Consider the following 23,585-nt stretch of genomic DNA (forward strand, 5'->3'; position numbering starts at 1 on the left):
TCCACATGAAAAAATGCACCTCCAAATATTAAATATGATTATATCATATGTCTAACATTTGGGGTGCACTTCAAAATGTTTATTGCCTTTCTTCACGTGGCACTATATTAATTATATATAACTCGGTCTGTATCTATGATAGTTACAAATATCATTAATTTATTAATTTTAATTGCTCTCTATAGTCAGATGGGCTCATGCCGGTAATTTGTTTGAAAGTTTTACTAAAGTGGAATTGATCTGGATAGCCAACTTTTTCACCAACTGTGCTAATTGGTAAAGAAAAATTCCATAATAATTGTTTTGAAATATTAATACGATACTCTTTAATAAATTTTGAGGGAGTCATATTCATGTATTTAGTGAATATTTTTGTTAAGTAAGAAATTGAAAATCCAAAATGTGATGCAAGTGCGGCTAGATCGATTGTTTCATGGTAATTATTTTTTATATATTCAGTCACAAGCTCCACGATTTCATTAGGCTTTTTGTAAGAAAACTCATCAACTTTAAAATCATTTTGATTTGCCAGAAGATTTTTTTCTATTGTATCTAAGGTTGTAGTTAATTCCCCAAGATTAATAGGTTTCAATAAATAGTCGGACACCCCATATCTTATGGCAGTTTTAGCATAGGAAAAATCACTATGTCCACTAATTATTACACAATGGATAAAAGGATATTTTTCGAAAATGAACTTGGAGAGTTCAAGGCCATCCATTACTGGCATGCAAATATCAGTGAGTACAATGTTTGGAAGAAAGGATTCTATTAGTTCTAATGCTTCTTTGCCATTACTAGCAGTTCCTACGACTTCAAAGTTCTCATTAGCTCTATATATGTTTTTAATTATGTTTTTAGCAATTAATCTCTCATCCTCTACAACAATAGCAGAAAAAGTAATCTTATTTGTCATAATTTAATCCCTCCCATAATAACAGTCGCCCCATTTGGAGTGTTATTGATTAATCTAAAAATTTGTTTTCCATTGTATAAAATTTTAAAGCGAATATAAATATTCATAAGACCCATTCCGTTTAATTCTAAGTTTGGAAGAACTCCATTTGCGTTGATTGAATCTATCTTTTCTTGCAATTGTTTTAAATTGTCTTCTGCAAATCCACTTCCGCTATCTTTAATTTGCATTTCCCAGTGAGTATCAGTTACATAACCTGTAATATCAATATGCCAAGGTAGCTCAGTTTTTGTAGTGAATTTTACTGCATTTTCTACAATGAGCTGCAAACAAAGTTTTGGGATTTTAATGTTTTGCATCTCATCAGGAATATTTAGGGTATATGTTAAATCGTTATCATAGCGAATCTGCATACACTGAAGATAATCAATGGTATGAGCTATTTCATCGGTTAAACTAACTAATTGTTGACTGTCTGATGAAATATATCTTAATATTCTTGAAATGCTTTGGCACATTATTATTATTTCTTCATTCATTTGTTCATCAGCCATAGCTTGGATGGTTGACAGGGCATTGTATAGAAAATGTGGATTCATCTGTGATTGAAGAGCCAACATTTTTGACTGCATTTCACGATTTTGAAGAATTAATTCATTTGTCATTGCTATTTTTGCTTTTTGCTGCATTTTTAAAAAGGCTTTGAATAAAGTATTTAATTCAGTAATATGTGTATCTATTTCTTTAAAATTAGTAGATGCATCGTCAGTTATTTGAAAACCTTTAACTTGATTATATATTTTATTCAATGGGGTGGTAATAATTTTTGCAATAAAATAAGATAATGTTGCAGTAGCGAAGGTAATTAATAACGATAGCACCACATTTGTTTTGATATATTCATAAATAGGAGACATAAGTTTTGAGTTGTCTATTGTTGCCACAATAGTGAAATCACTATATGAAGAGGTATCAAATAATACATATTCATTTTTATATTTAAATAAATTATTGCTTATATTTTTATCGACATTAGTAGAGATAAGATTATAATAATTAGTTGTAGATGAACTTTGATTTATAGGGTATATTGGTTGTCCATTTTTATAATAAATATAGACATTACTGCCATAAGTATTATTAAAATCTTTAATAATAGTAAAAATATTTTTAAATGACTTCTTAACTTCAATAATTCCTTGTGGGACATTAAGGGTATTATAGTAAACGCGATATAATGAAAGGAAATACTGACCTTCCTCATAAGGTGAATATCTGCCCAATCGATCATCTTTATTAAAGTAAATAACCTTACCGCCTTTAGAAGATAAAACATCATCATACCATGCTTTGTTATTCACTGAAATATAGGAAGAGGAATTATCTAAACCAACTCCTAATTCAAGATTATGCAAATCATAAAGATAAATCTGATCTATAGGATGGTTAGGTCCCATCATTGTGACCAATAAATCATATAAAATTTTTGTGTTCTGAATATTATCAATTTTTTGGTGTTCAGATAGATTGGACAAAGATTCAGAATTATAATTTATATATTTAATAAAATGATCCTTGATTAAATTAGAATAGATGATATTTTGAGATAGAGTATCTAAAGAATTAATCTCTACATCTAAATTATTATTAATATTTTTTATATTGCTATTAAGAGTTGTAAGAGCATTTGTTTTAATTTTAGTAGATTCATTCATTACAAAATAAAACATAAGAAAATTAAAGATAATTATAAATAATATGGTATATGGGATAAAGAGAGTTTTTAATATGCTACGTTGTTTCAAAAGTTTCATGCTAAATCAATCCTTACAATAAATAATTTAGTCAAAAATATACATGGAATAGGAGAGATATGAACATTCAAAATCAGCTTAGTACAGATATATAATATAACCATAGCAACAAATAGTCAATAATATATAAATTGGGAGGAATTATTATGAAACATTTTAAAAAGTTATTGTCAGTTGTGACTTTAGCCGGATTAACTATGTCATTAGTAAGCTGTGGTAATAGTACTAGTACTACAGAATCTAGCTCAAAGAACAATGACGTTACTATTTCTTTTATGGCAAGTCAGGATTGGATTCAAGATGCTGAATTGAATTTAGCAAAAAAATTTACTGAGAAAACAGGAATCAAGATTGATTATCAAATTGTTCCATCAGATCAATATAATAACTTGTTAATGACAAAATTAAATTCTGGAGAAGCTACTGATATTTTTGCTGTGAATGCTGGAAGGTTTGATTTAGAAACACAAGTTAATGCAGAAAAAAATGCGTTGGATTTAACAAATGCATCTTGGGCAAAAAATATAGATAAAGAAGTTGCTAATGAGCTGACTGTAAACGGTAAACTATATGGAGAACCTATTCAAGATGTATCATCTGTCTGGGCAATTGGTTATAATAAAAAGATTTTCAAACAATTAAACTTACAAATTCCTAAGAATTATCAAGAATTTAAAAACATATGTGAGAAAATAAAGGCATCTGGTGTTACTCCTATTTATGAAAGCGTTTCAGATGGATGGCATCACACATTATGGTTCCCAGAAATAGCTTTAGCAGCGGATACAGCAGATTCAGGATTAGTAGATAAATTGAATAATAATACTGAAAAGTTGGAAGGAAATAAAACATTTGAAACTATTTTAGGACAAGTTAATGAAATGGTGAAACTAGGATATTGGGGAGACAATTATATGTCTAACAAATATGCTGATGCTCCCAAAAATATCGCTTCAGGGCAATTTGCAATGACAATCGCTAACCAAGGTTTTGGTGCAGAAGTCAATAAAGCGGATTCTAGTTTTAGTGTAGATGATATTGGATATTTTGTGATTCCTTTAGCAGATAATCAAATATTAAATATTAATCCAGTAGGACCATCAAGACTTATATATTCGAAATCTAAACATGCAAAAGAAGCACAAGAATATTTAGATTTTCTTGCATCAGATGAAAGTCTTACTTATCTAACTGAAAACGTTTCTAAATTTAATAAGCTTCCATATAGTAATGCTCCAGTTAAATATACTGATACAGTCAAGGAATTTTATAAATCATATCCTAAGAATGCTGTTGTATTACAATCAGCAGTCAAGTATATAAATCCTCAATGGATGGAAATAGGTAAAGATATGTCTGCAATGCTAGTTGGAGAGATGGGGCCAGAAGAACTTCTAAAAAATATTGATAAAAATAGAGGAGATCAGGCAAAGGCTGCCGGGGATAAGGATTGGAAGTAAAATTCTAAATTATGTAACCAGATATACTTGTCTGGTTACAGTACTATAAAAATAAGGAGAAGTGTAAATGAATAAGAAAAAAATATATCCGAGTTACTTTATATGGGGAGCACTTATAATTTATGGAGTCTTATTTGTAATTCCGGGAATTATTGGCATTGCATATTCCTTTACAGACTGGTCAGCTTACAGTGATAAAATAAATTTTGTTGGATTTGATAATTTCAAAGTAATATTTTCAGGCAATGAGAATTATATGAAAATTTTAGGTAATACCTTATGGTTTACAATAATTACAACAATATTAAAAAATGCGATAGGATTGTTATTGGCAGTATTGCTAACAAAATCTATAAAATTCTTGAATTTTCACAGAGGGGTTATGTTTATGCCATCTGTGTTATCTACATTAATTATTGGTATGATTTTTACATCAATTCTTGATCCTAAGATAGGAATTCTAAACGTTTTTCTTAGAGGCATTGGTTTAGATACATTAGCAAAACAGTGGCTTACTTCACCACAATTTGCTTTTGGATCCGTAGTTGCAGTTGATGTTTGGAGAGGTATTGGATACATTATGACTATTTTTATAGCGGGTATTTTATCTATCTCTAGTGAATATTATGAAGCGGCTAATATTGATGGAGCAACAGGACTACAAAAATTTCGATATATTACATTTCCGTTAATACTCCCAACATTAGCTACTACTACAGTATTAAATGTAATTTATGGATTGAAAGTATTCGATATGATTTACGTATTAACAAATGGTGGCCCAGGAAAATCTACAACGGAAGTATTGTATACAATAGTATTTAAAAAATTTGGTATGGGTCAGTATGCTATTGGTACTGCATTATCATCTGTTATGTTCGTAATTATGGTGTTTATTGGAGTCTTTATGATTAAAATAATGACTAAAAATGAGGTGATGGAATAATGAGAATAAAAAAAACATTACAAAATATATTTTCTAATGGAATTGCATGGGTTATAACGATTATATCTCTTATACCATTAGTGTTAATCCTATTTAATGCTCTTAAAACTAGCAAAGCAGCTTCAGATATGAATCTGAAACTTCCTACATTTCCAATACCAGTTGAAAATTTTTCGACAGTAATAGAAAGAGGAAAACTTGCAACATCTTTTATTAATAGTTGTGTTTATTCTATAGGAAGTGTAATCTTATGTGCCATTTTAGCAGCAGCAGCTTCCTATGTATTATGTAGAAATAAAACAAAATTAAATCGCATCATTTACATGTTTATTATATTAGGAATTACAATGCCTATAAATTATGTAGCCTTAATGAAGGTAATGTCTGCATTACACTTAATGAATTCAATGCTTGGAATAGTGCTACTATATACTGCAATGCAGCTTCCGTTTTCGGTGTTTCTCCTTCATGGGTTTATAGCAAGAATTCCAGTGGAATTAGATGAAGCAGCTGTAATTGATGGATGTTCTCCAATTAGAATATTTATCTATATTATCTTTCCACTATTAAAACCAGCATTAGCAACAGTTGTAGTTCTTACTTTTTTAAATACATGGAATGAATTTGTATCTCCATTATACTTTTTAAGTAGTTCTTCAAAATGGCCAATGACTCTTTCAGTATATAATTTCTTTGGAATGTATTTTAAAGATTGGAATTTAGTTTGTTCAGATATCATGCTAACTAGTTTGCCAGTTATTGTAGTTTATTTATTAGGTCAAAAATATATCGTTTCAGGAATGACAGCTGGAGCAGTTAAAGGTTAATGAGGGCGGTGATTATATGGAGATTTTAGGATATCGTAAGGATGGCAGAATAGTAAATTTGAAATTAGAAAATGGAATAATTCAGTTATCTGCTGTGGGTAAAGAAATTATTCGATGTACTTATACTAAAGAAAAAAATATAAAGAATTCATCAGTTATTGGGATTAATTATGAAATAGAGAAATTAAATGAATTTGTTGTGGAAGAGACACAAGATAGTATTATTTTAAGAACTGGATTAATTACTTTAACTATTAATAAGAAGACAGGACAATTTGTATGGAAAAATGGCAAGAATAATGAAATATTGCTGCAAGAAAGAGATAAGGAACTTGTTTCAATCCCGGTTGAAAAATATTCTACAAATGGTGAAAAAGCTATTATTAAAAGAGTAAAAACCGTTGATGGGGAACGGAGTTTCGTTGAAAATTTAAAACCATATATTGATAGAATAGCATATAGAGCAAAATTATCCTTTGAGTGGCAAGAAAAAGAAGCAATACATGGACTAGGACAAGGAGAAGAAGGAATCTATAACTATAGAGGTAACTCTCAATACTTATATCAGCACAATATGAGAACTCCGTTTCCATGTTTGGTATCAAATAAAAATTATGGTATCTTATTTGATTGTGGATCATTGATGACTTTTAATGATGATTCAAGAGGAGCATATGTTTATTTAGATGTAGTGGAGCAATTAGATTACTATTTTGTTTTTGGTGAAAAGCTCGATGATATTGTGGGAGGTTTTAGAAAAGTAACAGGGCGAGCTGTCATGCTGCCAAAATGGGCGTTTGGTTATATTCAGTCGAAAGAAACATATAGAAACCAAGAAGAATTAGTTGAAGTAGTTAAGGAGTATAGAAAAAGAAATGTACCGATAGATTGTATTGTACAAGATTGGCATACTTGGGAAGAAGGTTTATGGGGGAATAAGCGATTAGATAAAAATAGATATCCTAATATAGGTAAAGCAAATAAAGAAATTCACGATTTAAATGCTCATACTATGGTTTCTATTTGGCCAAATATGAATGCAGGTGGAGAGGATTATGAAGAATTTTTACAAGCTGAATATTTATTAGGAGACAATTCTACATATGATGCTTTTAATGAAGATGCAAGAAAAATGTACTGGGAACAAGCAGAAAAAGAGTTATACAAGGGAGGCTTTGACGCTTGGTGGTGTGATTCAACGGAACCATTTAGTGGACCAGATTGGAATGGAGAAAAAATTAGAGAACCTTGGGAACGATTTATGTTAGTGGGAAATGAGCATAAAAAGTTTTTAGACCCAGCTAAAGCTAATTTATTTGCATTAATGCACGAGAAAGGCATTTTTGAAAATCAAAGAAAGGTAGCGCCTGATAAAAGAGTTCTTAATCTGGCAAGGTCTGGTTATATTGGCTCTCAAAAATATGGCGTTGTATTGTGGTCAGGTGATACTAATGCAACCTGGGGAACTTTTAGAAAACAAATTACAGAAGGTTTGAATTTATGTTTGAGCGGTTTACCTTATTGGACATTAGATATTGGAGCATTTTTTACAGTAGGAAGTGAATGGAGAAACAGAGGATGCGGTTGCAACAATAACCCGAACCCACTTTGGTTTTGGCAGGGAGATTATAATGAGGGTGTAAATGATTTGGCTTATCGTGAATTATACGTAAGATGGTTTCAATATGGTGCATTTTTACCAATGTTCCGCTCTCATGGAACAGATACTCCAAGAGAAATATGGAACTTTGGAGAAAAGGGAGAAATGTTTTACGATGCCATTGAAAAGTTTATAAATTTACGATATAGCTTAATTCCATATTTCTACTCTTTGGCTGGGAAAGTAACGCAAAATCATTATACTATGATTCGAAGTCTTTTATTCGATTTTAGTAATGATGAAATAGCAAAGGAAATTAGTGACGAATTTATGTGTGGAGATTCTATATTGGTATGTCCTGTTACAAATCCGATGTATTATGAGGCAAATAGTAAGTCAATTGACGAGCCTAAAATGAGAAAATGTTATTTGCCAAAAGGAGCTGACTGGTATGATTTTTGGACGAAAGAACGATTAAGTGGGGGAAGCTATGTAATAGCAGACGCTCCAATAGATAAGATTCCATTATTTATACGAGTAGGTGCTATTATTCCAATGGAAGAAGGGTTACAATATGCGGAGCAAGTGAGTGATAAACCATTTCAAATTCATATTTATCCTGGGGATGATTGCGAATTTGAATTTTATGAAGATAGTGGTGACGGTTATGAGTATGAGAAAGGAATTTATAATAAGATTTTAATGAAATGGGAAGATAAAGAAAGTAAATTTACTATTGGAAAAGCAGATTATGATTTCCCACAATCTATTAAAAATCGTTCTTGTACAATTTTTGTAAATGACAAGAGCGTAGAGTTTATTTATCGAGGTGAATCACTAACTTTTGTTATAAAATAATAAAGAATATCATATAGAGAACCAGTTTCATATTTAAACCCTCTTATTTTTTATATAATACTCTTATAAATTTACTATAAAAAATCTCAAACCTATTGGGTTTGGGATCTTTTTTTATTCTTAAGGAAATTATAATGCAATTAAATCTGGGGATAACTTTTATAGTAGTCTATTTTACTAGGGGAATTACTATAAAAGAATAAAAAAATAAATCATATTCGCCTGCCAAATTTTTCTCACATGCGTTCGAAAAGGCAGATGCGTGAAAAAAATCTACACATATGAAAAGAGTGCGAAGCACAATACGGAACTTAACCACAGTCGCTTGTGATTTTTTTATTCTCAATAAATTTATAATAAAATCAAATTTATGAATAGTTTATGGAATAATGTTACTTATAAAGTTGCATTTGGAAAGGAAATAAAAAAGGAATTTGATAATTAATGACGAAATCAAGGAGTATAGAGTTAATATGATTTAACACCTAGAGAAGGTTAAAATTTTTTAGAGGGCAGGAGGGAGATAAGTATGAAATTAAATTCAATAAAGTTCAAATTGATTCTATTTATTTTTGGACTAACAATTTTACTGTTTAGTGCTAATATAGCTATCAGTACAATCAGCTTTAATTCTTATTCATATCATAACAATAAGACGGAAGTAATGAATGCTAATGAAACAATAAGCGAAAAAATTAAGGAATTGAAAAATGAGTCTTTAAGTATTGGAAGTCAATTGGCCTTAAATCCTAGAATAATAAAGGGAATTGAAAATAAAGATAACCAGGAGATTTTTAATGATTTAAAAGATATATTAAAAGATTTAGATGTAGAATTTGTTACAATAACTGATGAAAAAGGTAATGTAATTGTAAGATCTTATGAACCAGATAAAAAGGGAGATAGCATTTTAAATCAGGCAAATGTAAGAAATGCTCTTGCTGGTAAATTAAACTCCCAAGTTGAAAGTGGAACTCAGATTAAACTTGCAGCTAGAGCAGGTGCGCCAGCAAAGAACGAAAATGGAGATATTATTGGAGTTGTGTCTGTAGGATATAGATTAGATTCTAATAATATAGTAGATTATGTTAAAAGTAAATTCGGGTGCGATGCCACTATTTTTATGGGAGATGTAAGAGTTGCAACAAGTATAATGAAAGATGGCGAAAGAGTTGTTGGAACTAAACTTGATGAAAAAATTGCAAAAGTTGTTTTAAGTAATAATGCATATTCTGGGGAGGCCAATGTTTTAGGAAGTAAATTTGATGCTTACTATTCGCCAATTACTGGAGATAACAATGAGGCGGCTGGAGTTATATTTACAGGTAAAAGTAAAGCTGAAAGTCAGCTATTTATAAAAAAATTTGTTATAAATAATATTATATCTTCTATTATCGTGTTAATCTTGGTTGGGATAGCAATATATTTATACATAGATAAAAAGGTATCAAAACCATTAGCAAGTGCAGTGACGCACTTTAAACACTTATCAGAAGGTGATTTTACTAAAAAGACATTAGAAAAAGATTTAAAACGCAAAGATGAAATTGGAGATATGTCCAGAGGAATTGAGCATATGAGACAGGATTTAATAAATTTAATTAAGAAAATAATGAATAATTCACAAGATATGAGCGCAGCGAGTGAAGAATTATTTGCCACAGTTGAAGAATTTTCAGCAATGTCTCAAAATATTAATTCTGGAATTGGTAATATTAATTTTGGTATTCAAGAAACTAGCTCAGCGGCAGAAGAAATAAACGCTTCAGTAGAAGAAGTTGAGGCAAGTATTAATGTATTAACTAATAAGGCAGTAGAAGGAAGTAATAATGCAAGTGCTGCAAAAACTAGAGTAGAAGATATGCAAAATAGATCTTTGGAATCCATTAAAGAAATAGAAATGGTGTTTAGTGAAAAAGAAGAAAAAATACTTCAAGCAATAAAAGAAGGACAAGTAGTAGAAAATATAAAAGTTATGGCGGATACTATTGCAGAGATATCAGAGCAGACAAATCTATTAGCACTAAATGCAGCGATAGAGGCGGCAAGGGCTGGTGAACATGGAAAAGGATTCTCAGTAGTTGCTGAAGAAGTAAGAAGGCTTGCAGAACAATCTTCAGATGCTGTAGAATCTATAAAAAGTACAATTTTAAAAGTTCAAGATGCATTTAGAAATCTTTCAAACAATAGTGATGAGGTACTAACTTTCATGAAGGAAAGAGTAAATCCTAAGTTTCAAGATATGATTGAAATTGGAAAAGAAAATCATAAGGATGCAGAATTTGTAAGTAAAATGTCAAATGAAATAGCTGAAATGACTAAAGAAATTTCAAGTACAATGGAACAGGTTACTAAAGCGGTGGAGAGTATGGCTGATACAGCACAAAAATCTTCACAAGAAACTGATGAAATGGTAAACAATATTGATGAAGTTAATAGAGCAACAGATGAGATAGCAAAAACGGCTCAAGAACAAACACGCCTTGCTCAGGATTTAAATGAAATGATACAGAAGTTTCAAGTTTAGTATTGCCCCCCTTTATAGTATGCAGTTAAAATAATAAAACTGTTTCTATAAAGGGGGGATTTCGTTTTTTATAAACTTAAGATTTCGTAAGGTTTATTTATAATTCTTGTAAAGTCTATCTTCTACAATGAAATTATGACATTTGAAAGGAAGTAGAGGATATGAGAAAAGTATATAAAAAGATATCAGGATTTATAATAATAATGATAATAATTTGCGGATTTTGGTATATTGAAGGAAATACAAGTAATTATGGTTCAAATGATAAAGACAAGTTGTTTGAAGTAAACACGGCTAATGGAAGCGAAAAAATACTATTAGTAAATGAGAAGTATGGATTAAGTGGAAATTATGTACCAGAAGGATTAAGCATACCTAACATACCATTTTCAAATGGATCAGATGATGAAGAAAAACACGTAGCAGGAACTGTTGTAAAGCCATTAGAAGAGCTAGTAAATGCGGCTAAAAAAGACGGGATAATATTACTTGGTAATTCGGGTTATAGATCTTATAAGTCACAAGAAGATGTTTATGAAAATCGAGTGATATCTCAAGGGAAAAAGCTTGCAGATGCATATGTAGCTAAACCTGGATTTAGTGAGCATCAAACAGGGCTGTGCATTGATATTACTAATAAAAATGGATATTTTGCAAAGGGAACTAAGGAGGCAGATTGGCTTGCAAAAAATTGCTATAGATTTGGTTTTATTATAAGATATCCTTATGGAAAGAAAAGTGTAACAGGAATTGAATATGAACCATGGCATATTAGATATGTAGGTAAGGAAGCTGCTAAGTATATTCATGATAATGGAATTACATTAGAAGAATACTTACAAAAATAATTATAAAAATGGAGGAATAAATGAATAATATTCTTGTAGTAGATGATGAAAAAGAAATAAGAAATTTGCTAGAAATAAATCTTAGAAATGAAGGATACAATGTATTTAAGGCAAGTTGTGGAGAGGAAGCCTTAGATATTTTGGAGAAGGAAGAAATTCATTTGATAGTTTTAGATATAATGATGCCCCACATGGATGGTCTGGAGGTTTGCAGAAGGGTAAGGGAAAAGTATAACATACCAATTCTTATGCTAAGTGCAAAATCAGAAGATATGGATAAGATTCAAGGGATTATGACTGGTGCAGATGATTATGTATGCAAACCTTTTAACCAATTGGAACTTATAGTTAGAGTTAAGGCATTAATGAGAAGATCATATTTTTTAAATTTAAAAATGCAAGTTTCAGAGGATCTAATAAGAATTGAATCAATGGTTATAGATAAGAGTAAGCATAAGGTGACTATAGATGATAAAGAAGTAGATCTAACAGCTAGAGAGTTTGAAATATTATATCTGTTAGCGACAAATAGAGGAAGAGTTTTTAGCGCGGAGGATATTTTTGAAAAGGTATGGAAGGAAAGATATTATCAATCTAATAATACTGTTATGGTACATATGAGCAGATTAAGGGATAAAATAGAACATCATATGGAAGGAAATAAGATAATTCATACTATATGGGGAGTTGGATATAAAATTGAGAAATAAAAGATTTTATAAATATTGGCTGTCACCATTAGGTGAGATTGTAACCACGTTATTATTAACTTATATAAGTTTAATGGTAGTTAGTAGAATATTAATATATTTATATTTAAATACTAAAATTCAACTCATTAATTATATTTTTAAATTTCGAAGACTCATTGACTCTGTAATGTTTGAAGGTGCAACCTATGTGATTGCTGGAATTTCATTATTTGTAGGAGTATATTTACTCATTACTTATAGAAAAACTAAAAGTTTGGTAGCTATTATAGATCAAACTGAAATGATGGCGAGTGGTGATTTGGACAGATTAATAGAAGTTGATGGAGAAAATGATATTAGGAATTTAGCAGAAAATATTAATAATATCTCAAGGCAGCTTAAGGAGATAACAATAGTAGAAAGAAAAGCCCAACAAACTAAAAATGACCTGATAACTAATGTTTCTCATGATTTAAGGACTCCATTAACGTCTATAATAGGTTATTTGGAAATAATTGATGCTGATAAGTATAAAGATGAAGTAAGACTAAGATATTATGCTAATATAGCATTTGAAAAAGCAAAAGCATTGAATTTACTTATTAATGACTTGTTTGAACTCACTAAAATGCAAAATAACACCATTAATTTAGATAAAGTTGATATTAATTTAGTAGAATTATTAGGTCAGGTAGTTGCGTATTTCGAATATCAATTTAAAAATGCAGAAATGCAATCAAGAATCAACTTTTCTGAGGATAAGTTAATTGTAAATGCAGACGCAGGAAAACTAGTTAGAGCATTTGAAAATTTACTATCTAATGCAATTAAGTATGGCCGAGATGGTTTTTATGTTGATGTAATAACAAAAATGGAAGAGAATATGGCAGTAGTTCAAGTTATAAACTATGGTCAATCGATATCAGCAATAGATTTGCCATATATATTTGATAGATTCTATAGAGTAGAAAAATCAAGAAATAGCGATATAGGTGGTTCTGGATTAGGGCTAGCTATCACAAAAAATATTATAGAGTTGCATGAAGGGACGATAAAAGCCTATAGTGATGATAATAGAACTATTTTTGAAGTAAGATTACCAGTTAAATAAAGAGATTTCCTTACAAGTAACAAATTTAGAGTAGTTAGAAGACTTGACTCATATTTAGAATGCCATAAGTGCAGTATACTAATTTTTGAATTTGATATTAGATTATAAAGGAGGAAAATTCAAATGGAAATTAAATGGTATGGTCAATCATGTTTTATGATAACATCTAAAAATGGAACTAAAATATTAACAGATCCTTATAAAAAAATGTTAGGATATGAATTACCTGAAATTGAAGCCAATATAGTATCTACAAGTCATAATCACGGCGATCATAATAATATAAAGGCAGTAAAAGGTAATTTTATGCATATAAATGAGACAGGTGGATTTTCAAAAGATGGGATTGAGATAAAGGGTGTACAGACATTTCATGATAAAGCTTCAGGAGCTAAGAGAGGTAAAAATACTATATATAACTTTAAAGTTGATGGAATAAATGTTTGTCATTGCGGGGATCTTGGACATACTCTAGATTCTAATTTTGTGAAGGAAATAGGCAATGTAGACATACTGCTTCTTCCTGTTGGCGGGAGAGCTACAATAGATGCTGTTGATGCAGTTAATGTAATGAAGCAGTTAAACCCTATAGTGGTTGTACCTATGCACTACAGAACGAAAGCATTGGGGATATTTGGTTTCATATTTGCCAAGGTTGATAAATTTATATCAGCTTCAGGATTAAAAGCAAAAGAGTATTCAGAACTGGGATTAACTAAGGAAAATATTAAAGAGTACTCAGGGATTGCTGTGCTTAAATATAATTAGGATTTGCTATATTTTATTAAATGTCATGTTAGAGTGATATAGTTTTTTTTCAAAATGCCAGTTAGTTCTAAGCATTTGTATCATATTAATACTAAAACACATGTGGAGACGGTTGTGATGATACATAAGAAATAGCCTGATATCAAATGGTTTGGAGGCTTTTAAGTGAATGTTGAAGTGTGTTTTATGTTCCCTCAAACTGTTGTTTGAGGGATTTTTGCTTCAGGTGGCTAACAAATACGCAGAACTAAGGATATTTGCGTTAAGGTATAGGTTTTGCGTATTTGTTTATGTTGATAGAGGAAAGATTAACCGTTAATCAAAAATAAATCGTATATCATTTTTGCCATGTCTTCATCACTTTCCTTCATACCGTTTTTAGTCCATTCTATTAATACTTTATAAAGACCTCCGGATACAAATTCAACACTATACTTATCTATTTCAGGAGAATGTAATTTCTTACATTCAAAATCCTTGGAAAATGAATGGAAAAATTTAACATACCTATCAAATATTAAATTGGTCAAATTTGCATTAATTAGATTTGTAATTAACTTTTTATGTTTTCTGAAGTAAGCAAAATACAAGCATACACTATCAAAGTTATTGTTTTTTTCGTGACTTGATATTTGTAAAGAATACTCTTCGAAAAGTTCATCAAGATAAGTTGTTATAATATCTTCCATTGAATTATAATTTCTGTAAAAGGACATTCGAGAAACACCAGCTTTTTTAGTTAGTTCAGTTATTGAGATATCTCTAAAATACTTATTCTCCATTAAAATCATAAGTGCTGTAAAAATACTTTCCTTTATTATCTTATTTTGCGAATTAATCTTTTTATTTACCATGAACAATATCTCCTCATTTGTCACACTTGATGTTTGTACTATTGTAGTGTTTTAATTATTTTATTATACTATATTAAGAGACGTGTTACAATTGTAACAAAATTGAGGAGGTATTGTATGAAGGTATTATATTTCACAGCAACTGGTAATAATTTATATGTAGCAAAGCAATTTGGAGAAGAGTACTATTCAATTCCTAAGTTATTAAAAGAAGGTCAATTTGATTTTGAAGATGAAAAAATAGGTATTATTTTTCCAGTTTATTCTTTTGGTGTTCCTAAAATAGTTGAGGAATTTCTAAATAAAGCAGTCTTGAATAGTAGCTATGTTTTTGCAATTGCATCATATGGATCTTTCTCAGGGGCGACAACAAGACACCTCTTAAAAATAGGAAAAAGGAATGGAATTGAGTTTTCATATATTAATGAAATATGTATGGTTAACAATTATATTCCAGATTATGATATGGATAAGCAAGTAAAGGAACAACACAAAAAGAATATAGATGGGAATCTTAAGAGGATAGTTGAAGAGGTAAAAGAAGGAAAGAAATATATAAATAAACATTCCATTGTTAGGGAACTAGCCAGGTTATTGGCTAAAAAAGTACATGATAAACCATTTGAAAAAAATTTCACTGTAGATAGCAACTGCAATAGTTGTGGAACCTGTGAGAAAGTATGCCCTGTAGAGAATATAAAAGTAGATAAGATACCATTGTTTATGAGTAATTGTCAACAGTGTTTAGCCTGTGTACATCACTGTCCAAAGAGGGCTATAAGTATTAGAAATGAAAAAAGTAAGGCAAGGTTTATTAATCAGAATGTTTCATTGAAGGAAATAATAGATGGAAATAAATAATTCTATAACCTATTCACCATTGCCAACATCATAATAACAACTGCAATAAGTGGGTTGGTTACTTTTAAAGCTCCTATTGCCTTAGGAATATATTTTATAACCACAAGCTTATTCTCATTTGTTGAAGAAGTAGTTTTTAGACTATATGCTAAAAGAAGAGGTTTGGCAGTTTAAAAAATTATGTTTGATACTATTAAGTAAAATTTATTTTAAACTTATAATTATAGAGAAATTCAGAAGGTAACTGAGTCTAAATTAGATTTAGTTACCTTTAATAATTTATAATATATATGTTGCAATTAAATTTCTAAATTTTAGTCTTAATTGAGTGCTTGGCTTAATGGAGATTTAAATGTAAATTTATTATTACAACATATATAGCAACCAAATTTTTAATGTTTTCTTTACATAAGTCTGAAATATATAATGCTAAAGAATAGAATAGTATAAATTCCATTTTTAAGGTTTAATCCTTTTGGTGAATTTTATATAGTAGTTGATCAGAGCAGTTTCTTAGAAAGTATAGAAACTGCTTTTTTTGCTGCATGGATATAGTAAAAAAATTTACAGTAGTTTATAAATAGTTTAACATTGATTTGCTTCTATTTTAACTTTCTATCCTATACTATGGTTATAAGAGATTGTGATATGAGGAGTGACGAAAATGAAAATAGGGCTTTTTACGGACACGTATTATCCACAAATTAACGGGGTAGCAACTTCTGTATTGATGTTAAAAAGGAATCTTGAAATGAGAGGTCATAAAGTTTATGTGTTTACAACCACAGATCCTAAGGCAGATAGTGAAGAAAAAAATGTATATAGAGTGCCAAGTATTCCTTTTATTAGCGCTAGGCGTGTTGGAATGTTCTATAATCCACGTTTATCCAAATTTATTAAGAAGCTAGGGCTTGACGTGATTCATACTCATACAGAATTTTCGCTTGGTATTTTTGGGAGAGCTATGGCTAAGGAATTAAATATTCCTTTTGTGCACACTTATCATACTATATATGAAGATTATACTCACTATATAGCAAAACTTGAAGTATTTGATCCGATTGCAAAAATAGCAGTAAGGAAATTAAGTATTAAATTTTGCAGCTCAGCAGACAAAGTTATTGTGCCAACAGGAAAAGTGAAGGAGTTACTTCTATCGTATAAGTTAAAAAAGGATATTTCTATTATTCCTACTGGAATAGAGCTTAATAAGTTCTCTAAACAAAATTACAATCTTAAAATGGTACAAGAATTACGCATAAACTTAGGAATTAAAGAAAAAGATAAGATTTTACTTTATATTGGCAGGATATCAAAAGAAAAAAATATTGATGAAATCTTAATTGCTATGAAATCTTATTTTAGTGATAGAGAAGATGTTAAGTTTATTCTTATTGGTGATGGACCAGAGAAGAGTGTTTTGGAGAATAAGGCAAAGGAATTAGGAATAGGCAATAAGGTGATTTTTGCAGGGGAAAGACCATGGAATGAAATCAATCTGTATTATCAAATAGGTGAGGTTTTTGTAAGTGCATCTCAAAGCGAAACTCAAGGTCTTACTTATATTGAGGCCCTAGCATCAGGGCTGCCTGTAGTAGCAAAAGCAGATAAATGCTTGGAGGGGGTATTGAAAGATAATATAAATGGATACATGTTTTATAATCAAGAAGATCTTATTATAAAGTTAGATTCAATTCTTTATAATGAGCTAAAAAGAGAAAGATTATCTGCTAGTGCTATGGAATCAACAAGAAAATTTTCATCTGAACATTTTGCATACACCGTAGAACAAGTCTATAAAGATATGCTTATAAGGCAAAACCAATATGAAAAAGTTTCTATATAGAAATTTTAGCAATATATTCATAGTTTTTTAGAATCAAAGTATTTATAATTTCGGTAAGGTATAACATAAGTCTGAATTATATATTGGGTATCTATAAATAGCTTTTTAACTAAAAATTAATAATAGATTGGAGAATTTTATTATGAAAGTTAGAACTCATGTTAAACTGGCGGAACTTGCACTTAGTAATAATATTAAAATGATACCTCAAGGATTTTCAAATTTTATGTTTAAATTCGGTTTAGTTATGGTTGATCAAAGTTGGCATGTCAAGACCCACCCTCATTATAGGCAGAAATCCTTTGACTATGTGCTAAAGAAGATAGAAAAGCTTATTTCAGCTAAAAATTTCAATGCATATTCTTCACTGGAATTAGGAATAATTATTCACTATTTATGTGATTTTTGTTGCAATGCTCATAAGTCTGGATCAGTGGGGAATATCGCAGCTCATATTAAATATGAACGTGATTTGCAAAAATATTTATTAGAAAACTTTCAGGTATTAAAGGATAAGTTTAAAAATCCTCTAAATAATAAAAGAGCTAATAAAAATTGCCTGTCATCAATAAAAGCATCAATTGAAAATATTTTAGATAATTACGCAAAAGGAGAAGCGTCATATTTACTAGATATTAAGCATTGTGTTGAAATAACATTTATGGTTTGCTCTTATGTTTTTAATTTAAATTTAAGTGTAGTGAAGAATTTTAAATTTGCAGCGAAACAATTGCAAACTTAGATTTAAAGCTTAAAATCAGATGGAAATAAATACGCAGAAGGAAAGTGGCTTTTGCGTATTTATTAAGGAAATGTGCGAAACTGATCTACACAGTAAATTGATAATGTAAAGTATCTTTTATGATTGAGCTGTCAATTAAGATGTATTATTCATTTGATAGAATATATTTTTTGTTTAAGCTTTTCTAATGTAGAAGGTGAAGCAGTATAAATCATCAATTTAAAATCAGGACAGTTTGATACTTGCAAATTCACATGTTCAAATTCCAATTCTCCAATCTCAGGGTGATTCCATAATTTATGACAATCAGTAACAGTTTTAACTTCATAACGAGGCCACCACTTGCTGAAGAATTCATTTTCTTGCTTAAATTTCTCAATCATTTCATTTAATCTTGCATCCTGGGGATACCTAGCACAATCTGCTCTAAATCTTGCAATCATGATTTTAGCTCGTTCTTCCCAATCTGGATTAATTTCTTTTTTGAATGGATCAATTAAAAATTGATGTAATATGTTTGGTTTTGAATCTATGCTGGTAGAATATGAAGGAAATCGAAATAAAAATTCTGCTGCACGATTCCATAATAATACATCCCAGTATTTATCCATTATATATGCAGGATTAGGTTCTAATGCGAAAACAGTTCTTTCTAATCCTGTACTAATTTTTTTATAAATTTTTGATTCTTCTATCTCATCAGATTTAGATAATAAAAAAAGATATCGGCGTTCATCTTCGGATAATCTTAAGGCAGTAGCCAAGCTTTCCAATATTTGATAAGAAGGGTGTACATCTTTTCCTTGTTCTATAGATGTGTACCAAGAAACTCCCACATTAGCAAGCTGAGCCACTTCTTCACGACGAAGTCCAGGCGTGCGGCGACGTCCATGTGAAGGTAATCCAACCTGCTCTGGAGTAAGGCGTTCTCTAATTGCACGCAAAAATTCACCTAACGACTGCTGTAATGTAATTTCTTTCATTTATTTTCCTCCTCCTATCCTACTACTCTCAATCGTAGGATAACCACAATATGGTTGAATTATTTTAACTCTGATATATTAGCAATATAACATAAAAATAACTGATGAACAAAACTATTTAGATTGGAGTGAATTAATTTATGAAAATATTTGTAACAGGGGCAACAGGTAAGGTTGGAAGTCGATTTGTACCGTATTTACTTAAGCAAGGCCATGAAGTTCGTATTCTTGTAAGAAACTTAGAAGGTGTATCCACTTTAAAAGAACAGGGGGCAGAAGTAGTATTAGGAGATCTTTTAGATAATGAAAATCTAATCGAAGCCGTACGAGGTGTTGATGCTGTTGTACATATAGCAGCTCAATTTAGAGGTGGTATTAGTGAAGAAATGGCTAAAGCCATCAATATAGATGCAACTATTACACTCGCTAAAGCAGCATTAGATGCAGGTGTCACAAGATTTGTTTTTACAAGCACGGGCAATGTATATAACAATTCTCTAGTAAATAGACCATGCAGAGAAGATGATGTTCTTACAGCAACGGCATTATATCCTAAAACAAAAATGGCTGCAGAAGAAGCTCTACTTAGGTTATATAGTGAACAAGGACTAGATATTCGTATTATGAGACTAGGATTTGTTTATGGTGATAATGACCCACACATTCAAGAAATTTTACCGTTTCTAAGTAACTGGAACCCTTCAAAAGCGATGTCAGTAGTGCATCACCAAGATGTCAGTCAAGCATTACTGATCGCTGCTAGTACACCAGGTATTGGAGGTCGCATATATAATGTTGCTGATGATAATCCTATTACTGTAAGTGAATTTTATAAGCTACAAGGTGAATCAGAGCAGGTACCTCCAAATGGTGGGTGGCCAAGTTTTAACCAATGGGATATGATATTAGATACATCGCGTATTAAAAGTGAACTAAATTTCAATACTAAATATCCTTCTCTTTATATTGCTAGAGATATGGGTGCATTATAGTTGTGATTTGAAAAAGTGGTATATTAAAATGTATGTAAACAATGATTATAATATTAGTTCTTTATAAAAAATCATGGCAAAATTATCAATGTCATAATTCTAATTAAATTATTTTTTATTGTAAATTGTTTATATATGAAAATTAAGAAAAAATAGTCGTATCAAAGCCTTTAGTACATGACTTTGTAGAAGTTACTGCTAGCTAAAGACTCATTGATATGACTATTTTTTTGTTTAATGATTTAGAGCTTGCCTTAAAGCTACATCAATTATACATCTTAATAAGAAAAATTCTAGTTTATAAATAGTTTAACTGTTGTCTTCAAATTTTCTTATTCTATCAGCAACTAATTGAGGAGGTAAATGGAAGTAGAATTATGTATAAGAGCATAAAGTACTATTTTTTTATACATAATTCTCTTACACTTATAGCTGTAAGTACAATTAATCCTCCTATAAAGGCATAAGTTCCTGGTATTTCACCAGTGAATAAAAAGACCCAAAATGGATTGAGCAGAGGTTCTAGGACAGGAATTAGAATTGCTTCAATAGGAGAAACCTGCTTAACAGCTAATGTATAAAATATATAAGAAATTCCTAATTGGAATATTCCCAAGATTAATAATCCTAAAATGCTATTTAAGTTTGGAACTGATTGAAAGAAAAAAGGTATAGCTATAATAAATGTAATTATATTTCCAAGAAAAGTAATTTCAACAGGAGAACCATCTTTTATAAGTTTTAGAAATATAACAGTTCCAGCCATTGAAATACCACTGAGTATTGCAATAAAATTTCCTATAATATTGCCACGTCCTAAATCTCCTATAAAGAATAAAATCATTCCAAGTATAACAAAAATAATTACGACCAAATCAGATTTTTTAATCTTTTCCTTTAGGAAGAACTTTGAAAATAATAATACCCATATAGGCGCTGTAAACTGTAGAAGTATAGCGTTTGCAGATGTTGTGAGTTTGTTAGCAGTAACAAAAAATATGAGAAGGGATGAATACGTGCATGCGCCTAATAGCTTTGTCTTTCCTAAGTGTATTACTGGCTTTTTTAAGTATAATAACATAACTATTGCAGCTATACCGCTACGTGCTCCGGCAATAGCAATAGGATTCCAATTTACTAATTTGATAAATAGGCCTCCGATACTCCATAAAATTGATGCAATTACAAGATATAATATTGCTTTTTTTTGATACTTTTCCATACTTAACTCCTTTATGTTTGTTGTAATTTTATTAAAAGATAGATTAAATAGTATATATTGAAATTAAATGAGTAATTAATTTACAATTTATTATTCATTAACTATATAATGGAATTATAAGAATTTAGAGTATGCAGTACAATCTTTAAAAAAGCATTTTGTACCGGTATAAAAGTGTTAAGATGCTTGGGAAATTAAGATAAATAGAAAGGATACGATTATGAAAAAGAAATATGAAATTATCATAGAATATATTGAGGAACTTGCAGAAAGAAATGAATTAAAGCAAGGACAAAGGTTACCGCCAATAAGAACTTTGGTTGATAAGTTTGAATGTAATAAGTCCACAATAATAAGAGCTTATAAAGAACTTGAAATGAATCATAGAATATACTCTATTCCTAAGAGTGGATATTACCTTGTGGAAAATAATTCTGAAGAGAATGATGAAAATGGCATTATTGATTTTTCTTTAGTAGTTCCTGATTCTAGATTACTTCCGTATAAGGAATTTAATCATTGTATAAATAGAGCGGTTGAGTTATATAAGAATGACTTGTTTATATATGGTGATACTGAAGGATTTAAATCTTTAAGAGCATCATTGGTTAACTTCTTTTCTGAATATCAAATATTCACCTCCATGGACAAAATATGTATTACATCAGGTTCACAACAGGCAATAAGCATTCTTTCAAAAATGTCTTTTCCAAATGGGAAAAAGAATATTTTAGTTGAGCAGCCAACATATAGTTTGATACACAAATTGGTAGAGATTAATGGAGAAAGATTAATAGGAATAAACAGAGATTTTAATGGCATAAATTTGGAACAACTAGAGAATATATTTAAAAATCAAGATATAAAGTTTTTCTATACAATCCCAAGATTACATAACCCTTTAGGGACAAGTTATTCGGAAAAAGATAAGAGATGTATTGCAGAGTTAGCTGAAAAATATGATGTTTACATTGTTGAAGATGATTATTTAGCTGATTTAGATAAAAACAAAAAATCATTACCAATTTATTATTATGATATATGGGAACGGGTTATATATTTAAAAAGCTTTTCTAAAACATTTATGCCTGGAATAAGGCTAGGAGCAGTATTACTTCAAGAAAAATTAAAAAGTGAATTTTTGAAACATAAGAGATATTATGATTTAAGTACATCAGCATTAGAACAAGGAGCTTTAGAAATTTATATTAATAGTGGGATGTATAAAAAGCATATTCAAAAAATCCAATTTGCATATATGAAAAAAATGAATTATTTAAAGGATTGCTTAAAAAACATAGATACAGAGAGAGTGGAACTATTTATTCCAGATACAGGATTTTTTATATGGATGCAGTTTACTAAGCATATTGATATGGAAACGCTAAATAAAAGATTAAATGAAAAAATGATTTATATAGCAGAGGGAAAGGCGTTTTTTATAGATAATAGTTCAAGAATAAGCTGTTTTAGATTGTGCATATCTAAACTTACAAAAGACAAGATAAAGTTAGGACTTCAGATATTATTTGAAGAGATACACAAATTGATTTAGTATATTATTAATTTAAGTATCAGAGGAGAGCCAAATCCATATAGAGGAGGTTCTCTTAATTTTTGCAGATCATTAATGCATCTTATTTTATTTAAATTGCATCTTAAGCAAAATCTATGGTTTTAATTCATGTTTTCTAATAGAATGGAAATATAAAAAAACG

19 protein-coding genes are annotated in these 23,585 nt (G+C 30.0%); 14 read left to right on the forward strand and 5 right to left on the reverse strand.

From position 1 onward, the window contains the following. Nucleotides 1-154: 154 nt before the first annotated feature. Entirely contained in the window at nucleotides 155-916 is a 762-nt protein-coding gene (locus tag L1S46_RS10325) for an AraC family transcriptional regulator (protein ID WP_238899904.1), read from the reverse strand. Beyond that, entirely contained in the window at nucleotides 913-2,631 is a 1,719-nt protein-coding gene (locus tag L1S46_RS10330) for a sensor histidine kinase (RefSeq protein ID WP_238899905.1), read from the reverse strand. The genes L1S46_RS10325 and L1S46_RS10330 overlap by 4 nt, the downstream gene beginning before the upstream one ends. A 245-nt stretch (nucleotides 2,632-2,876) precedes the next feature. On the opposite strand from L1S46_RS10330, the gene L1S46_RS10335 reads away from it, so the two are divergent. The 9 genes from L1S46_RS10335 to L1S46_RS10375 all read left to right on the forward strand — a co-directional run bounded on the left by L1S46_RS10335 (nucleotide 2,877) and on the right by L1S46_RS10375 (nucleotide 14,367). Beyond that, complete coding sequence (locus tag L1S46_RS10335) at nucleotides 2,877-4,190, forward strand: ABC transporter substrate-binding protein (protein ID WP_238899906.1); 1,314 nt, start codon at nucleotides 2,877-2,879, stop codon at nucleotides 4,188-4,190. Between the two features lie 67 nt (nucleotides 4,191-4,257). Then, nucleotides 4,258-5,136, forward strand: a complete 879-nt coding sequence (locus L1S46_RS10340; protein ID WP_026885625.1) for a sugar ABC transporter permease — start codon at nucleotides 4,258-4,260, stop codon at nucleotides 5,134-5,136. After that, nucleotides 5,136-5,963 (forward strand): carbohydrate ABC transporter permease, encoded by an 828-nt coding sequence (locus tag L1S46_RS10345; RefSeq protein WP_077308332.1) that lies wholly within the window; start codon nucleotides 5,136-5,138, stop codon nucleotides 5,961-5,963. The genes L1S46_RS10340 and L1S46_RS10345 overlap by 1 nt, the downstream gene beginning before the upstream one ends. A gap of 16 nt (nucleotides 5,964-5,979) precedes the next feature. Beyond that, nucleotides 5,980-8,421: a TIM-barrel domain-containing protein gene (locus tag L1S46_RS10350; protein ID WP_238899907.1), complete on the forward strand. Its 2,442-nt coding sequence runs from the start codon at nucleotides 5,980-5,982 to the stop codon at nucleotides 8,419-8,421. 529 nt (nucleotides 8,422-8,950) lie between these two features. Further along, nucleotides 8,951-10,948: a methyl-accepting chemotaxis protein gene (locus tag L1S46_RS10355; protein ID WP_238899908.1), complete on the forward strand. Its 1,998-nt coding sequence runs from the start codon at nucleotides 8,951-8,953 to the stop codon at nucleotides 10,946-10,948. A 161-nt stretch (nucleotides 10,949-11,109) separates the two neighbouring features. Further along, on the forward strand, nucleotides 11,110-11,796 hold the full coding sequence (locus L1S46_RS10360; RefSeq protein ID WP_238899909.1) for a M15 family metallopeptidase: 687 nt from the start codon (nucleotides 11,110-11,112) through the stop codon (nucleotides 11,794-11,796). A gap of 20 nt (nucleotides 11,797-11,816) precedes the next feature. Next, on the forward strand, nucleotides 11,817-12,506 hold the full coding sequence (locus L1S46_RS10365) for a response regulator transcription factor (protein ID WP_023974520.1): 690 nt from the start codon (nucleotides 11,817-11,819) through the stop codon (nucleotides 12,504-12,506). Next, entirely contained in the window at nucleotides 12,496-13,599 is a 1,104-nt protein-coding gene (locus L1S46_RS10370; RefSeq protein ID WP_238899910.1) for a HAMP domain-containing sensor histidine kinase, read from the forward strand. The genes L1S46_RS10365 and L1S46_RS10370 overlap by 11 nt, the downstream gene beginning before the upstream one ends. Nucleotides 13,600-13,722: 123 nt before the next feature. Continuing rightward, a complete protein-coding gene (locus L1S46_RS10375; RefSeq protein WP_238899911.1) occupies nucleotides 13,723-14,367 on the forward strand; it encodes an MBL fold metallo-hydrolase in 645 nt (214 codons plus the stop codon). A gap of 308 nt (nucleotides 14,368-14,675) precedes the next feature. On the opposite strand, the gene L1S46_RS10380 is transcribed toward L1S46_RS10375, so the two are convergent. Continuing rightward, entirely contained in the window at nucleotides 14,676-15,221 is a 546-nt protein-coding gene (locus L1S46_RS10380; protein ID WP_238899912.1) for a TetR/AcrR family transcriptional regulator, read from the reverse strand. A gap of 117 nt (nucleotides 15,222-15,338) precedes the next feature. On the opposite strand from L1S46_RS10380, the gene L1S46_RS10385 reads away from it, so the two are divergent. The 3 genes from L1S46_RS10385 (at nucleotide 15,339) to L1S46_RS10395 (ending at nucleotide 18,670) form a co-directional block, all read left to right on the forward strand. Next, nucleotides 15,339-16,082, forward strand: coding sequence for an EFR1 family ferrodoxin (locus L1S46_RS10385; RefSeq protein ID WP_238899913.1), 744 nt, complete (start codon nucleotides 15,339-15,341; stop codon nucleotides 16,080-16,082). Nucleotides 16,083-16,746: 664 nt separating this feature from the next. Beyond that, on the forward strand, nucleotides 16,747-17,928 hold the full coding sequence (locus tag L1S46_RS10390; RefSeq protein WP_238899914.1) for a glycosyltransferase family 4 protein: 1,182 nt from the start codon (nucleotides 16,747-16,749) through the stop codon (nucleotides 17,926-17,928). A gap of 142 nt (nucleotides 17,929-18,070) precedes the next feature. Further along, nucleotides 18,071-18,670, forward strand: coding sequence for a zinc dependent phospholipase C family protein (locus L1S46_RS10395; RefSeq protein WP_238899915.1), 600 nt, complete (start codon nucleotides 18,071-18,073; stop codon nucleotides 18,668-18,670). A 149-nt stretch (nucleotides 18,671-18,819) separates the two neighbouring features. On the opposite strand, the gene L1S46_RS10400 is transcribed toward L1S46_RS10395, so the two are convergent. Then, nucleotides 18,820-19,653 (reverse strand): helix-turn-helix transcriptional regulator, encoded by an 834-nt coding sequence (locus L1S46_RS10400; RefSeq protein ID WP_238899916.1) that lies wholly within the window; start codon nucleotides 19,651-19,653, stop codon nucleotides 18,820-18,822. A 140-nt stretch (nucleotides 19,654-19,793) separates the two neighbouring features. Between L1S46_RS10400 and L1S46_RS10405 the strand changes: the two genes are divergently transcribed. Then, a complete protein-coding gene (locus L1S46_RS10405) occupies nucleotides 19,794-20,645 on the forward strand; it encodes an NAD(P)-dependent oxidoreductase (RefSeq protein WP_238899917.1) in 852 nt (283 codons plus the stop codon). Nucleotides 20,646-21,042: 397 nt separating this feature from the next. Here L1S46_RS10405 and L1S46_RS10410 read toward each other — a convergent pair whose 3' ends face one another. Beyond that, entirely contained in the window at nucleotides 21,043-21,867 is an 825-nt protein-coding gene (locus L1S46_RS10410) for a DMT family transporter (RefSeq protein ID WP_238899918.1), read from the reverse strand. A gap of 220 nt (nucleotides 21,868-22,087) precedes the next feature. On the opposite strand from L1S46_RS10410, the gene L1S46_RS10415 reads away from it, so the two are divergent. After that, a complete protein-coding gene (locus L1S46_RS10415; RefSeq protein ID WP_238899919.1) occupies nucleotides 22,088-23,422 on the forward strand; it encodes a PLP-dependent aminotransferase family protein in 1,335 nt (444 codons plus the stop codon). Nucleotides 23,423-23,585 lie beyond the last annotated feature (163 nt).

The organism is Clostridium sp. YIM B02500 (assembly GCF_022324665.1).
GTDB classification, from domain to species: Bacteria; Bacillota; Clostridia; order Clostridiales; family Clostridiaceae; genus Clostridium; species Clostridium beijerinckii.